Genomic DNA, 13,854 nt, shown 5'->3' with positions numbered 1-13,854 from the left:
CGAAGCTGCGGATTCGTTCAGGCGTGCTGCGACTGCGACGAGAGCACCTCGTCGATCCGCCCTGTGAAGGCGTCGAGGTCCTTCGGGGTGCGCGAGGTGATGAGCGTGTACCCGTTCGCGCGGTCGAGCACGACCTCCTCGTCGACCCAGCTCGACGCGTGGGCATTGCGGATGTCGGTGGCGAGCGAGGGGTAGGAGGTGAGCGTCTTGCCCGACACGACGTCGGCCTGCACGAGCGCCCAGGGGCCGTGGCAGATGGCGGCGATGGGACGACCCGTCGCCGCGAAGGACTTCACGATCGCGACCGCGTCGTCGTCCAGGCGCAGCGAGTCGGCGTTGAGCGTGCCGCCGGGGATGAGGAGCAGCTCGAAGTCGTCGGGGTCCACCTCGGCCAGGGTGGTGGTCGGGTCGACCGAGCGTCCCGGGTCCTTGTCTCCCACGAGCGTCTGCACGGGTTCGTCCTTCTGGGCGGCGATGGTCACTTGCGCGCCCTCGCCGCGGAGATGCTCGACGGGCACGACGAGCTCGTCCTGCTCGACGCCGTAGTTCGTCACGATCGCGAGGATGCGTCGGCCTGCGAAGTCAGTCATGGGGTTGTCCTCCTTCTGGCGTTGCCGAGGCCGGACTCCTCCGTGTCGTCGGCGGAGGCCGTCTCAGCGGGATGACTTCGACGCTACGCCGACCTCGCGCCGTCGGCATCGGGCGGGGAGGCTTTCGGTCGGATGTCGCTCGAGCCGGCCGCACTCGCGCCGAGCGCGGCGAGCAGGGGTGTCGCCTTGAGCGCCACCTCCGCGAGCTCCCGCTCCGGCACGGAGTCGGACGTGATGCCCCCGCCCGAGCCGACGGTCGCCCGCCCGCCGGCGACCGTGATGCTGCGGATCACCACGGCGAGGTCGATCGCACCCCCGTCGTCGATGAATCCGAACGCTCCCGAGTAGACGCCGCGCGGTCCCCGCTCGAGATCAGCGAGGATACGGACGGCGCTCTGCTTGGGGGTGCCCGTCATCGAACCCGGCGGCAGGACGGCCCCGAGCAGGTCCCCGACGGCGAGGCCGGCGCGCATCCGTCCCTCCACCGTGCTCACGAGCTGATGCACGTGTCGGTACGACTCGACGGCCAGGAGCTCGGGGACTCGGACGGACCCCGGGTGGGCCAGGCGCGAGACGTCGTTGCGGAGCAGGTCGACGATCATCACGTTCTCCGCCCGCTCCTTCGGATCGGCGGCGAGCTCGGCGGCCGCGCGAGCGTCGAGCTCGGGCGTCGATCCACGGGGACGTGTGCCCTTGATGGGTTTGGTGGTGAGCAGGCCGTCGGCGGTGACGCGGACGAACTGCTCGGGCGAGGAGCTGAGCAGCGCCGCACCGGCGGCGCGCACGAAACCGCCGTGATGGGCGGGCGAGCCGCGGCGCAGCCGGAGATAGACGGACGCCGCGTCCTCGAGGTCCACCCCCTCCACGGTGGCGGTGTTCGTCAGGCAGAGCTGGTACGCGTCACCGCGGGCGATCGCCTCCTGGCAGCGGGAGATGAGCGCGAGGTAGGCGTCCTCGGAGTGCCGCCATCGCGCCCGCCTGCTCGCGCCGTTCTCCGCGCCGGCACTCGTCTCGGCGGGCGTCTCAGCGCTCGTCTCGGCGCTCGTCCCGGCGCTCGCGTCGGGCTCCAGCGACGCCAACCGGGCGAGGGTGTGCTCGACCCAGGCGCGGTCGTCGGCGGTGTCGGATGCGGTGCACACCTCGAGCGTCCGATCCGCATGGTCGAACACGAGCATCCGTGTGGCGCGGAGCAGGACGACGTCGGGCGCCTGCCCCGTCGAGCGGACCGGGCCGGTTCTCTCGCCCGGGGGAGCGAGCATCCGGCAGGCGGCCTCGTAGGAGACCCAGCCCACCCATCCCGCCGTCAGCGCGGGGTTGCCCGCGGGTCCGCGCCCGAGCGCGAGGTCCGCGACCTCGGGCGGCACGCTCGTGCCCGACACCGTCCGCTGCGACTCGCCGAGGTAGGACCGGCCGCTCACCGCATCCGACCCGCTGTCGAGCCAGAACACGTCGCCCGAGTCCGCGTGGAGCGCGCGGAAGACGGCCTCCGGATCGACCCAGGGCGCACTCACGCAGAGCGGCGTCGTCGCGGCGGGCATCGACCCAGCGTAGTGCCCGGATACCGCGGCATGCCCGGGAGCGCAACCCCGTGCGAGCTCGGCGCGACCCCCGTACGGTCGGCCGCAGGTGGGGAACCGAACCGCGCCGGCCTGCCATCTCCCCTGGTGTCTCAACCCGGGCAGGCCGGCGCTCCCTCCGCTACCTCGCGCGGTGCTGGCCGCCGTCGGGGCGGCGCTCGTCGTCGGCGTCCCGCTCGTCGTCGGGATCGGCGCGCAGGGCGGAGCGCATCACGGCCGGGACGATCACCCAGATCACGACGATGACGGCGAACACCGCGACGCCCGCCACGATGCCGGCCGTCCGGCCGAGCACGAAGTCGAACACGAACATCGCCACGCCGGCGAACAGCAGCGACGCGGCGCCCAGGCAGACGAGCAGGATGCGGCTGGCCGCGTCGACGAGCGCACGCTTGGCCCGCCGTCGGAACAGCAGCCGGTGCAGGGCAAGCGGTGCGAGGGCGAGGAGTGTGACCACGACCGAGAGCACGACGAGCGCGAGGTAGACGCCCACCTCGAACGGGTCGAGCTCGGTGAAGCGCTGCTGGAACGGCAGCGTGAGCAGGAACCCGGCCAGGATCTGCGTGCCCGTCTGGAGCACCCGGAACTCCTGCAGGAGCTCGCTCCAGTTGCGGTCGTACCGCTCGTTGGGCGTCTCGTCCCGCCCGTCGCCGGGTACGGCGTCCTGCTCCTCGGTGTCGGAAGCGGCCATGGTCACTCCTCGGGTCGAACGTCGACACTCCATTCGACCCGGCCTCCGCCCGTCCCGCAACGCCCTAGCGGGGTCCTCACTGCGCGCGCAGGCGCTGCAGGATGACGGAGCGCTGGGCCACGAGGTCGGCGTACGTGCCGTCGCGCTCCGCCCAGCGGTGCATCTGAACGCCCTGCACGAGCACCTCGTCGGGCGTGGGATCCGCGCTGAGCAGGTCCATCACCTCGTCCAGGAAGTCCTCGAGGTCGAGCGCGTGAGGATTCAGCTGCTTGTTCTCCGGGGTCGTCGCGACGGCGGGCGGGACGAGCTCGACGACGTCCACCCCGGAGTCCGCGAGCTGGACCCGGAGGGCCTCGGAGTAGGCGTGCACGGCGGCCTTCGACGCACCGTAGGTCGCCATCAGCGGGAACGGCAGGAAGCCGATCCCCGAGCTCACCGTCATGACGGTGCCGCTGCCGCGCTCGATGAGGTGGGGTGTGAAGGCGTCGATCACGCGGATGGTGCCGAGCACGTTGACCTCGATCGTGGTCTCCGCGGTGGCGAAGTGTGCGGGGTCGCGCAGATCCTCCGTGAGGAGCACGCCGGCCATCGTGACGACGAGGTCGAGCTCCGGATGCGCGCTGAGCACCGCGTCGCGAGCGGCGATGACCGAGCCGGGGTCGGTGACGTCGATCCCGACGACCTCGATGCCGTCGCCGACGGGGTCGGTGCGGCGGCCCCCGACGATCACGGTGCTGCCCGCGGCGGCGAAGCGCCGGGCGAGCCCGAGACCGATCCCCGAGGTGCCTCCCGCGATGAAGACGGTGCGTGTGGAGATGTCCATGGTCCTCCGATGTCCTTCCTGATGCGTGCGGGACGGATGTCGTCCGGCACCTCGAGCGTCGCGCCGGCCGGGGAGGGGTGGGGAGCCCCTGCGCATCCGGGGAGTGGCAGGACCCCCTCTCAGGGGTGCGGTCGCCGTTACCGTGGGGACATGGGCGAGGACCGGGACAATCCGCTGGGCGAGTACCTGAAGGCGCGACGGGCCCTCGTCTCGCCCGCGCAGGTGGGGCTCCCGGGCGGGCCGAACCGCAGGGTATCGGGCCTTCGCCGCGAGGAGGTCGCCCTGCTCGCGGGCATCAGCGCGGACTACTACCTCCGCCTCGAGCGCGGGCGTGACGCGAACCCCTCGGCGCAGGTGCTCGAGGCCCTGGCCCGCGTGCTGCAGCTCGACGACGTGGAGCGCGACTACCTGCTCGGGCTCACCGCTCCGCGCCCGCGCACGCGTCCGCGGCGCCGGCCCGAACGGGTGCCGGCCCGCGTGCACGACCTCCTGGCCTCGATCGGCGTCCCCGCCTTCGTCGAGGGGCGCACCTACGACGTGCTCGCCTCCAACGCGCTCGCCGTGGCCTTCTCGCCCCGGCTGCAGCCCGGCCGCAACCGCCTGCGCGACCTCCTGCTCGATCCGGAGGAGCAGGCCTTCCAGAGCGATTGGGCGGCGGCCGCCGATGCGTTCATCGCGACCTTCCGGGGGTCCGTCGGCGACAGCACGAACGACGCCCGGGTCATCGAGATCGTGGGGGAGCTGTCGGTGGCGAGCGAGCGGTTCCGGGCCGCGTGGGCTCGGCACGACGTGCGCGCGCTCGACGGGGGCGCGACGACCGTGCACCATCCGCTCCTCGGCGACCTGCAGATCCTCCGCGACAAGCTCCCGATCGGAGACGTGATCCTCGTCGTGTACTACGCGGAGGAGGGCAGCGAGAGCGCGGAGAAGCTGACGCTGCTGGGCTCCCTCGCAGCCCCATCGGCCGCCACGCCGCGGGCCGGGACGGCGTCGTCGGACGCGGGCGGGGCCGTCACGCCGGCTGGGTCACCCGCGGAAGGCTGACTCCGGTCAGGCGCCGCAGCTCCTCGAGCAGCGCGTCCTGGAACGCCGTGTCCCGGGCGATCGGCAGGATCCGCCGCGGCTGCCGATGGTAGAGGTACTCGCCCGTGACCTGGGCGGCCGGATCGTCGCCGGCGGCGAGCCAGGCCTGCGTCACGTGACCCTGGGCGAGGTCGTCGGGCGCGCTCGAGCCGCCCATCTTCGTGGCCACCCATCCGGGCTCGACGGCGTTCGAGCGGACGTCGGGCCAGAGACGGGCGACCGCCAGCGCGAGGGCGGCGTCGAGGAGCTTGCTGTCGGAGTAGGCCTGCGTGCCGTTCCAGGGACGCGCCGTCCAGTCGAGGTCGGTCAGCGAGGAGTCGCCGCCGCGGTGCATGCCGCTGCTGAGGTAGACCAGGCGGTCCGGCCGCCGCATCCGGCAGGTGAGCAGGTAGGGCGCCAGCACGTTGATGGCGAGCAGGTGCGCGTGTCCGTCGACCGTGGCGATGCGGCGGGGCTCGCGGTAGCCGATGCCCGCGTTGTGGATCACCGCGTCCATCCGCCCGATGTCGTCGACCTGCTCGGCGACCGAGAGGGTCTCCTCCGCGCTCGAGAGGTCGCCGATCGCGATGCCGGAGGCGCGGCGGCGGATGTCGCCGAGGTGCGCGGCGCGGGCCTCGCTCCGCGCATGGAGCACGACGTCGTGCCCGTCCTCGATCAGCGTGCGGGCCGCCGCGAGGCCGAGGCCGTCGGTCGATCCGGTGATGAAGACGCGTGCCACCCTCTGCCCTCGCTCTCCTCGGCCCGTGGCGGATGCGCGCGGCGCCTCCTCCTACCCTGCGCCTCGGACTCCTCCGCCGCTGGTGCGGCCCGGGAAAGCGCAGGTGAAGTGTTCGGGTCGGCCCTCCGCACCGCGGTGCGGTCCGTCCGCCCCGGTGTGCGGTCGCTCGTCACGGGATACGGCGAAGCTCGCCGAATAGCGCGGCGCTTGCCCGTATCCCGTGACGAGCGACGGTCTCACGCCGAGCGCACCGCCGCCGCGGGCGGCAGCGGGGTCAGCCGAGGAGGTCGTGGCGGGTGACGATGGCCTCGCGCGCGGGCCCCACGCCGATGGCGGAGATGCGCGAGCCGCTCATCTCCTCCAGCGCCAGCACGTAGCGCTGCGCCGCGGCGGGCAGGTCGTCGAAGGTGCGGGCGCCGGTGATGTCCTCCGACCAGCCCTCGAGCTCCTCGTAGATCGGCTTCGCGTGGTGGAAGTCGCTCTGCGACACCGGCACCTCGTCGACGCGCGTGCCGTCGACGTCGTACGCGACGCAGACCGGGATGCGCTCGAGCCCCGTCAGCACGTCGAGCTTCGTGAGCACGAAGTCGGTCACGCCGTTGATGCGGGCGGAGTAGCGCGCGATGGGTGCGTCGTACCAGCCGGTGCGGCGCGGGCGGCCCGTCGTGGTGCCGAACTCGAAGCCCGCGGAGCGGAGGAACTCGCCCGACTCGTCGAACAGCTCGGTCGGGAACGGGCCCGACCCGACGCGGGTGGTGTACGCCTTCACGACGGCGATCACGCGGTCGAAGCGGTTGGGCGCGACGCCGGACCCGGTCGCGGCGCCGCCCGAGGTGGCGTTCGACGACGTGACGAACGGGTAGGTGCCGTGGTCCACATCCAGCATCGTCGCCTGGCCGCCCTCGAAGAGGACGGTGTCGCCGCGGTCGAGGGCCTGGTTGAGCACGAGCGACGTGTCGGCCACCATCGGGCGCAGGCGCTCGCGGTACGACATGAGGTCGTCGAACACCTCGTCGACGGCGATCGCGCGGCGGTTGTAGATCTTGACCAGCAGGTGGTTCTTCTGGTCGAGCGCGCCCTCGATCTTCTGGCGCAGGATGCCCTCGTCGAAGAGGTCCTGGATGCGGATGCCGACGCGGTTGATCTTGTCGGCGTAGGCCGGGCCGATGCCGCGACCGGTGGTGCCGATCTGCCGCTTGCCGAGGAAGCGCTCGGTGACCTTGTCGATCGTGCGGTGGTACTGGGTGATGACGTGCGCGTTGGCGCTGACGAGGAGACGCGACACGTCGACCCCGCGCGACCCGAGCGCCTCGAGCTCGTTGAAGAGCACCTCGACGTCGACGACGACGCCGTTGGCGATGACCGGCGTGACACCGGGGGTGAGGATGCCCGACGGCAGCAGGTGCAGGGCGTACTTCTTGTCGCCCACCACGACGGTGTGACCGGCGTTGTTGCCGCCGTTGAACTTCACGACGTAGTCGGTGCGGCTGCCGAGGAGGTCGGTGGCCTTGCCCTTGCCCTCATCGCCCCACTGGGCGCCGATCAGCACGATCGCTGGCATGAGAGAACCTCCGGATGCAGTGGTCTGGTCGTCGGCGTGACCCTCACCGGATCACACTCGATCCTACCGTGCCCCCTCCGACGCCCCTCTGCGTGCTCGTGCGCGCCCCTCTGTGCGCCCCACATGCGGCTTTGTCCACCTTTCCGTCGCCGATCGGGGGATTCGCGACGGAAAGGTGGACAAAGCCAGGGGGGTGGAGGACGCGTCAGCGGCGGGCGGGCCTCCGGCGGAGGAGGACGCGGGCCACGACGGCGGCGCCGCCGAGGAGCAGCGCGAGCGCGGCGAGCTGCAGCGGCAGCACGGGCTCCGCGCCCGTCGCGGCGAGCTGCCCGCCGGCCGTGCCGTCGGCGGGAGCCGCGGGAGCCGCGCCGGCACCGCCGCCGGGCGTCCCGGGCGTCCCGGGGTCGGCTCCGCCGTCGCCCGGGTCGGCGCCGGGGCTCACGCCCGGCACCCAGCCGGAGGCAGGATCGGCCACGCTCGGGAGGCGGTCGGCGACCGCGGTGCCCCACGTGAGCGTCGGCGCGGCCGCCGCATCCGAGGTGAGGCCGAAGACGAGCGATCCGCCGTCGGCCAGCTGGTCGACATCCGCCCACGTCGCCGTGTGGTCGACCCCGTCGACGCTGAGCGAACGGATGTAGCTGGGCGTCGACTCCGTCGCACCCGGTGCCGAGATGGTGAGGGTCGAGTCTCCGACGCGCACGGTCGCCGCCTGCACCCGGGGCGCGTTGAACGCGAGGATCCCGGATCCGGGCACGATCGGCTCGAAGCCGAGCGTCGCGAACACGTACCACGACGACATCGTGCCGAGGTCGTCGTTGCCGACGCCGCCCCCAGGCGTGTCGGGGAAGCGGTTGAGGTTCGCGGCGAGGACGTCGTTCACCTTCCACGGCTCACCCGCGGAGCTGTACAGCCACGGGTTCATGATCGTCGGCTCGTTGCCCGGGTTGTAGCCGATGCTCGAGTAGTAGTCGCTGCCGCCGGCCGCCCAGTGCTCCGGCGAGACGCCGGGCTGAGCCTGCAGCGCGGGCAGGTCGAAGTAGTAGTCGAGCCGGTCGAGGAAGCCCTCGGTGCCGCCCATCTTCTCCTGCAGGCCGCTGAAGTCCTGGCCGGCCATCCACTGGTACTGCCACTGCGTGCCCTCGTGGAAGCCCGACTCCTGCACCTGGGCGTTCTCGTCGACCGGCACGAAGCTGCCGTCCGGACGCACCGCGTTGACGATCCCCGTGAAGCCGCCCGACAGCTCGACCGCCGGGTTCCACAGGTTCTGCCAGTTGCGTCCGCGCTGCAGGAACTCCGCCGCCTCCGGCTTGCCGAGGCGGGTGGCCGCCGCGCCGATCGCCGCATCCGACACCGAGAACTCCATGGTGGCGGATCCGCCGTGGCGGTACTCCTCGTACTGCTGGCCGAGGCCGGGGTCGTTCTCGGAGTAGTACGGGATGTGCCCGTTCGCCAGGTAGTACTCCGCGCTCAGGCGGCCGTTGCCGAGTCCGCCCTCCGGCGGCGCGGTGGTGGCGTTCTCGACGAGGTAGCCCCAGAGCTCGTCCGAGATGTCGGCCGGCACCGTGCCGTAGGCGAAGTTCTCCGCGAGCCAGGCGGAGACGGGGTCGCCGGCCATGATGTTCGTCTCGATCGAACCCAGCGACCAGCGCGGCAGCCATCCGCCCTCGACCCGCTGCTGGAGCATCGAGCGCACGATGTCCTCGGCGGTGTCGGGCACGAGCAGGGCGTGCAGCGCGGCCTGGGTCCGGTAGGTGTCCCAGAGCGAGAAGGTCTGGTGGTACGTCCATCCGTCGGCGGTGTGGATCTGGCCGTCCTGGCCGCGGTAGCGACCGTCGACGTCGCTGCCGATCGTGGGCGAGAGCAGCGACTTGTAGAGCTGCGTGTAGAAGATCCGCTGGGCGTCCGCCGAGGCCTCGACCTGCGCGACGCTCAGCTGCTCGTTCCAGGCCTCGTGGGCGAAGGCACGCACGTCGTCGAACGGGGTGCCCTCGGCTCCCAGCTCGGCGACGCGGTTCGCCCGGGCTCCGTCGACGTCGACGAACGAGACGCCCACCTCGACCTCGACGGTCTGGTCGGCGGTGGTGTCGAAGACGGCGACGGCGCCGTTCGACCCGCTCGCCACCTCGCTCGAGAGCGCGGGCTGCACGGTGCCGCCCTGCCACGTCTCCTGGACGGCCGCGGGGCGGTCGAAGGTCGCGCTGAAGAACACGCGCTCCTTGCGATCGGTCCCGCCGCAGAAGCCTCCGTTGTCGACCCACCCCTCGAGGGTGTGGTCGTCGACCCAGGCGATGGAGGAGGCGCCCGCGTCGCGCAGGGTCTGCCCGACGTTGAAGGACAGGTTCGCGGTGGTGGTCGCCGGGAAGGTGTAGCGGTGCACGCCCGTCCGCTCGGTGGCGGTGAGCTCGGCGGTGACGCCGCTGTCGAGGGTGGCGGTGTAGTAGCCGGCCTCGGCCGACTCCGTGCCCGGCGTGATCGGGATGAACTGCCGGTCGGTGATCGGGTCGGATGCGGTGCTCGGCGTGACGAGCACCTCGCCGGCGGCCGGGCATCCGGCGCTGTTGACGTGTCGGTGGCTGAAGCCCCAGACCTGGCCGGCCTCGTTCGAGTAGGAGGTCGATCCGTAGGTGTTCGTGTTGTCGGGGCTGAGCTGCACCATGCCGAAGGGGAGCGTCGCGCCGGGGTAGGCGTTGCCCTCGTCCTCCGTGCCCACGAACGGGTTGACCAGGGACGCGTAGTCGCCGGCTGCGGCGGCGCTCGCGATGTCGCCCGGGGCGGTCGCGGGTGCCGCGCTCGCGGCGCCGGCTCCGGCTATGCCGCTGACCGCGAGTCCCACCGCGGTGAGACCCGCGGCGAGGGTGGTGGATGTTCTTCGAGTGACTGCACGTCGTGGCACTCTGCGTCCTCTCTGACGGCTCCGGCGTTCCTGGCGTTGACCCACCGTTGGAATCGATTCCAGGCGAGCCTAGGTGAACCTCATGCCCCCCGCAAGGGGGACACCCCTCTCGCACCCTGATCCGTCACTTTCGGCTGGTGCCACGCCCCATGACTAGCCGAAAGTGACGGATCAGCGCGTGCGGACGAGGAGCCGCGGCACGACGACGTCGTGGGTGGCGGGGCCGCGGTCGCCCGCCAGGCGCTGCTGCAGGCGGAGGGCCGCCGTCGCGCCGAGCCGCTCCGCATCCTGCTCCACGACCGTGAGCGGCGGGTCGAGGAGGTCGGCGAGCTCGAGGTCGTCGAATCCCACCATGTCGAGTCGGATGCCCGCCGCCGCCAGCGCACGGAGCGCAGCGGCCGTGACGCGGTTGTTCGCGGTGAACAGGGCGGTGGGCGGATCGGGCAGGCGCAGCATCCGCTCGATCACGCCGCCCGCCTCGGCGTGAGGCCCCACGCGGGAGTGCACCAGGGCGCCGTCCGGCCGGATGCCGGCGGCGCGGAGCGCCTCCCGGTAGCCCTCGACCCGTTCGCGCGACGTCCAGATCCCCGCGCGGTCCGCCAGGCATCCGATGCGTCGGTGGCCGCGGGCGATCAGGTGCTCGACGCCGAGGCGCGCGCCCGCCCGATTGTCGGCGAGCACGGTGTCGGCGTCGGCGGAGACGGGTGGGCGATCGAGGTACACGACAGCGGTGCCCGCCTCGACGCCGTGCAGCACCTCCGCCTCCCGGGAGCCCTCCGGCAGCATCACCAGCAGGCCGTCCACCCCGCGCGAGGCGAGGCCGGCGATCTGGCGGCGGGCGCGCTCTCCGTCGCCCGCCGTCGACAGCGCGAGGAGGGCCCAGTCGTTCTCGAGCGCGGCGTCCTCCACCGCGCGGTGCACCAGCGAGTAGAAGGGGTCGGCGAGGTCGTCGACGAGGAGCCCGATCGTGATCCCGGTCCCGCGGCGCAGGGCGCTGGCGGCGCTGTTGCGCCGGTAGCCGAGCTCGTCGATCGCGGTCTGCACGCGCCGCTTCGTGGCCTCGGCGACGTTCGGGAGGTCGTTGAGCACGCGCGAGACGGTGCCGACGCCGACCCCCGCGCGCCGCGCGACGTCCTGCACGGTGGGGCGGGACGGGCGCGGGACCATGGCCCCACGGTAGCGCCCGCGGAATCCCTGGCGCGTGCCCACGGTTGCACCTGCGGAGGAGGTGGTCCGGTGGCCGAGCTGAGCGTGACGCTCTACACGTCGAGCTTCTGCGGTGCGTGCACCGCGGCGCGGGTCGCCGTCGCCCGTGCGGAGGAGCTGCTGGGCGACCGCGTCGCGTGGCGCGAGGTGAACGTCGCCGACGCCCCCGCCGAGTCCGAGGAGGCCGCGATCACCTCGACCCCGACCCTCGTGATCCGGGCGGCCGTGCCGGGCGCGGCTGCGCTGGAGGCCCCAGCGGGGCTGGATGCGCCCGAGCTGTTCCGCGCGTCGGGCGCGCCCACCGTGCCGCAGCTGCTCACCGCGATCGCGGCCGCCCTCCCCGCCTGACGCCGTCGCTCGTCACGGGATACGGCGAAGCGGCCCCGTATTCGGCGAGCTTCGCCGTATTTCGTGATGAAGCACGCGCCATGGCCGCGGGGCGACATGTCGCCGTCGCCTCGACACCGAATCCGCCGAGGTCCGGCCGTATTCGAGGGGGCTGGCCCGTTTCGGTGTCGAGGCGGATCACGGCGCCAGGCGAGGCGCGCCGAGGCCGCGGGCGCCTGGGTGCGCTTGACATATGGACATCTATGGACATAACGTGCTCATGTACACAGTTGTTCATAGACAAGGATGTCCCGATCGATGAAGATCGCAGTCGTCGGCAGTTACGGTGCCGGCCTCACGATGCGCGTTCCGAAGGCCCCGGGCCCGGGCGAGACGCTCACCGGCGGTGAGTACGACGAGGGCCCCGGCGGCAAGGGGTCGAACCAGGCCATCGGCGCCGCACGACTCGGTGCGGACGTGACCCTCCTCACCGCGGTGGGAGACGACGCCTTCGGCGCCGCAGCGCGCGAGCTCTGGCGAGCGGAGGGCGTCGACGCGACGCACGTCGTCACGGGCGCCCGTCCGACGATGGTCGGCTTCATCCTCGTCGAGCCCTCGGGCGAGAACCGCATCACGATCGCGCCGGGTGCACTCGACGAGCTCGGTGCGGAGTCCGTGGCGGACTTCGCCGACGAGATCGAGGCGGCGGACATCCTCGTCGTGTCGATGGAGATCCCCGAGTCGGCCGTGGTGCAGGCGCTCCGGAGCGGTCGGGAACGCGGGACCCGCACCCTGCTCAACCCGGCACCGGCCCGCCCGCTGCCCGACGACGTCTGGACGTCGATCGACGTCATCACCCCGAACCAGACCGAGGCTCCGGTGCTGCTCGGCCTGCCCGCCGACCACGGCCTGGGCGACGCCGAGCTGGTGCAGCAGCTCCGCGCCCGGACGGGCGGGGCGGTCGTCCTCACCCGCGGGGGAGCGGGGGCCCTGCTCTGCAGCGACGAGGGCGTCGAGGAGATCGCGCCGCTCGCGGTCGAGCACGTCGTCGACACCACGGGGGCGGGCGACTCGTTCACCGCGGCCCTCGCCGTCGCCCTCGCCGAGGGTGCGTCGCTGGGCGACGCCGCGCGCTACGCCGCCCACGCCGGAGCGCACGCCGTGACCATCGCAGGCGTCATCCCGTCCCTCCCCACCCGCGCCCAGCTCCCTACCCGCGACGAGACCCGCGCAGAAGCCGCCGAGCCCCGCGCCGAAGCCGCCGAAGCCGCGGAGACCGAGCGCACCCCCGCCCAGCACCCGACCCCCGCCGACGAGCGCGCGGACGAGCACCCGAGCACCCAGACCACCACGAGGGGAATCCCGTCATGACCACCACCACCGCACCGACGCGGTCGGCGTCCTTCAACCCCCGGAAGCTGCTGCACGCCCGCGAGGCCGGCGTCTTCGCCGCCCTCGTGCTCCTGTTCATCCTGGGCGTCGTACTGCAGCCGAACTTCGCGCAGAGCGGCAACCTGCTCTCGGTCGGCCAGCAGATCTCGCAGATCGGGATCATGGCGATCGGCGCCACGTTCGTCATCATCAACGGCGAGATCGACCTCTCGGTCGGCTCGATCTACGCCCTGTCCGCCATCACGACGGGCATGGCGATCACCGCCGGCGTGGCCTGGCCGCTCGCGATCCTCATCGGTCTCCTCGTGGCGGTGGCCGCGGGAATCCTGAACGGTCTGGCGGTGGTCCTGCTGGGCGTGCCGAGCTTCATCGTCACCCTCGGCAGCCTGAGCGTCTTCCGCGGCATCACGCTGCTCATCTCCGACGGCGCCCCGATCTCGCTCTCGAGCGACCAGCCCGGCGTGGCCGAGTTCACGCTCATCGGACAGGGCCGCCTGTTCGGCGTCGTCCCGATGCAGCTCATCATCTTCGCGGTCATCGCCGCGATCGGGATCGTGCTCCTGTCGCGCTCGCGGCTCGGCTTCAACACCTACGCGGTGGGCGGCAACCAGGAGGCGGCACGCCTCGTGGGCATCAACGTCAAGCGCGTGAAGCTCACCGCCTTCGTGCTCTCCGGGCTCACCGCGGGCATCTCCGGCGTGCTCGGGCTGTCCTTCCTGTCCTACGTCCAGGGCGTCACCGGCACGGGCCTCGAGCTCACGGTGATCTCCGCGGTCATCATCGGCGGCGCCGCGCTGTTCGGCGGCTCGGGGACCATGTGGGGCACCATCATCGGCGTCCTCTTCATCGGTCTGCTGCAGAACATCCTCAACATCAACGGCATCTCGTCCTTCTGGCAGACCGTCGTCACCGGTCTGGTCATCGTCGCCGCTGTCGCCGCCGACACCTGGCAACGCCGCCGGAAGACCAAGGCGTAGCTCGTCCCACCCACCC

General features: G+C 72.3%; 12 protein-coding genes. 4 read left to right on the top strand and 8 right to left on the bottom strand.

Going from position 1 to position 13,854, the window contains the following annotated elements; translation table 11 throughout:
* Positions 1-17: 17 nt before the first annotated feature.
* The 4 genes from IEX69_RS09450 to IEX69_RS09435 all read right to left on the bottom strand — a co-directional run bounded on the left by IEX69_RS09450 (position 18) and on the right by IEX69_RS09435 (position 3,681).
* Positions 18-590 carry a type 1 glutamine amidotransferase domain-containing protein gene (locus IEX69_RS09450; RefSeq protein WP_085020759.1) on the bottom strand — a complete coding sequence of 191 codons (573 nt, stop codon included), beginning with the start codon at positions 588-590 and terminating at the stop codon, positions 18-20.
* An 83-nt stretch (positions 591-673) separates the two neighbouring features.
* The gene (locus IEX69_RS09445; RefSeq protein WP_085020758.1) at positions 674-2,128 is read right to left on the bottom strand and encodes an anthranilate synthase component I family protein; all 1,455 of its coding nucleotides are present in this window, start codon (positions 2,126-2,128) and stop codon (positions 674-676) included.
* A gap of 160 nt (positions 2,129-2,288) precedes the next feature.
* Positions 2,289-2,858 carry a DUF6328 family protein gene (locus IEX69_RS09440; protein ID WP_085020757.1) on the bottom strand — a complete coding sequence of 190 codons (570 nt, stop codon included), beginning with the start codon at positions 2,856-2,858 and terminating at the stop codon, positions 2,289-2,291.
* Between the two features lie 76 nt (positions 2,859-2,934).
* Positions 2,935-3,681 (bottom strand): SDR family oxidoreductase, encoded by a 747-nt coding sequence (locus tag IEX69_RS09435; RefSeq protein ID WP_085020756.1) that lies wholly within the window; start codon positions 3,679-3,681, stop codon positions 2,935-2,937.
* 150 nt (positions 3,682-3,831) lie between these two features.
* On the opposite strand from IEX69_RS09435, the gene IEX69_RS09430 reads away from it, so the two are divergent.
* Complete coding sequence (locus tag IEX69_RS09430; protein WP_085020755.1) at positions 3,832-4,725, top strand: helix-turn-helix transcriptional regulator; 894 nt, start codon at positions 3,832-3,834, stop codon at positions 4,723-4,725.
* On the opposite strand, the gene IEX69_RS09425 is transcribed toward IEX69_RS09430, so the two are convergent.
* From IEX69_RS09425 to IEX69_RS09410, 4 genes are all read right to left on the bottom strand, one after another.
* A complete protein-coding gene (locus tag IEX69_RS09425) occupies positions 4,694-5,482 on the bottom strand; it encodes an SDR family NAD(P)-dependent oxidoreductase (RefSeq protein ID WP_085020754.1) in 789 nt (262 codons plus the stop codon). The genes IEX69_RS09430 and IEX69_RS09425 overlap by 32 nt on opposite strands.
* A gap of 274 nt (positions 5,483-5,756) precedes the next feature.
* Positions 5,757-7,043, bottom strand: a complete 1,287-nt coding sequence (locus IEX69_RS09420; RefSeq protein ID WP_085020753.1) for an adenylosuccinate synthase — start codon at positions 7,041-7,043, stop codon at positions 5,757-5,759.
* A 205-nt stretch (positions 7,044-7,248) separates the two neighbouring features.
* Positions 7,249-9,936 carry a GH92 family glycosyl hydrolase gene (locus tag IEX69_RS09415; protein WP_188760944.1) on the bottom strand — a complete coding sequence of 896 codons (2,688 nt, stop codon included), beginning with the start codon at positions 9,934-9,936 and terminating at the stop codon, positions 7,249-7,251.
* A gap of 171 nt (positions 9,937-10,107) precedes the next feature.
* Positions 10,108-11,103, bottom strand: a complete 996-nt coding sequence (locus tag IEX69_RS09410; RefSeq protein WP_085020751.1) for a LacI family DNA-binding transcriptional regulator — start codon at positions 11,101-11,103, stop codon at positions 10,108-10,110.
* 69 nt (positions 11,104-11,172) lie between these two features.
* Between IEX69_RS09410 and IEX69_RS09405 the strand changes: the two genes are divergently transcribed.
* The 3 genes from IEX69_RS09405 (at position 11,173) to IEX69_RS09395 (ending at position 13,838) form a co-directional block, all read left to right on the top strand.
* On the top strand, positions 11,173-11,490 hold the full coding sequence (locus tag IEX69_RS09405) for a thioredoxin (RefSeq protein WP_229756293.1): 318 nt from the start codon (positions 11,173-11,175) through the stop codon (positions 11,488-11,490).
* Between the two features lie 297 nt (positions 11,491-11,787).
* A complete protein-coding gene (locus IEX69_RS09400) occupies positions 11,788-12,840 on the top strand; it encodes a ribokinase (RefSeq protein ID WP_085020750.1) in 1,053 nt (350 codons plus the stop codon).
* Complete coding sequence (locus IEX69_RS09395; protein WP_085020749.1) at positions 12,837-13,838, top strand: ABC transporter permease; 1,002 nt, start codon at positions 12,837-12,839, stop codon at positions 13,836-13,838. The genes IEX69_RS09400 and IEX69_RS09395 overlap by 4 nt, the downstream gene beginning before the upstream one ends.
* The last annotated feature ends 16 nt before the right edge of the window (positions 13,839-13,854 follow it).

The organism is Cnuibacter physcomitrellae (assembly GCF_014640535.1).
Classification (GTDB): Bacteria; Actinomycetota; Actinomycetes; order Actinomycetales; family Microbacteriaceae; genus Cnuibacter; species Cnuibacter physcomitrellae.
Note: the sequence above shows the minus strand (reverse complement) of the source record. Positions and strands in the feature narration are given on the sequence as shown.

Coding starts and splice junctions, on each gene's coding strand:
- IEX69_RS09420 (WP_085020753.1), bottom strand. CDS start 7,043: ATGCCAGCGATCGTGCTGATCGGCGCCCAGTGGGGCGATGAGGGCAAG.
- IEX69_RS09430 (WP_085020755.1), top strand. CDS start 3,832: ATGGGCGAGGACCGGGACAATCCGCTGGGCGAGTACCTGAAGGCGCGA.
- IEX69_RS09400 (WP_085020750.1), top strand. CDS start 11,788: ATGAAGATCGCAGTCGTCGGCAGTTACGGTGCCGGCCTCACGATGCGC.
- IEX69_RS09445 (WP_085020758.1), bottom strand. CDS start 2,128: ATGCCCGCCGCGACGACGCCGCTCTGCGTGAGTGCGCCCTGGGTCGAT.
- IEX69_RS09395 (WP_085020749.1), top strand. CDS start 12,837: ATGACCACCACCACCGCACCGACGCGGTCGGCGTCCTTCAACCCCCGG.
- IEX69_RS09435 (WP_085020756.1), bottom strand. CDS start 3,681: ATGGACATCTCCACACGCACCGTCTTCATCGCGGGAGGCACCTCGGGG.
- IEX69_RS09410 (WP_085020751.1), bottom strand. CDS start 11,103: ATGGTCCCGCGCCCGTCCCGCCCCACCGTGCAGGACGTCGCGCGGCGC.
- IEX69_RS09450 (WP_085020759.1), bottom strand. CDS start 590: ATGACTGACTTCGCAGGCCGACGCATCCTCGCGATCGTGACGAACTAC.
- IEX69_RS09440 (WP_085020757.1), bottom strand. CDS start 2,858: ATGGCCGCTTCCGACACCGAGGAGCAGGACGCCGTACCCGGCGACGGG.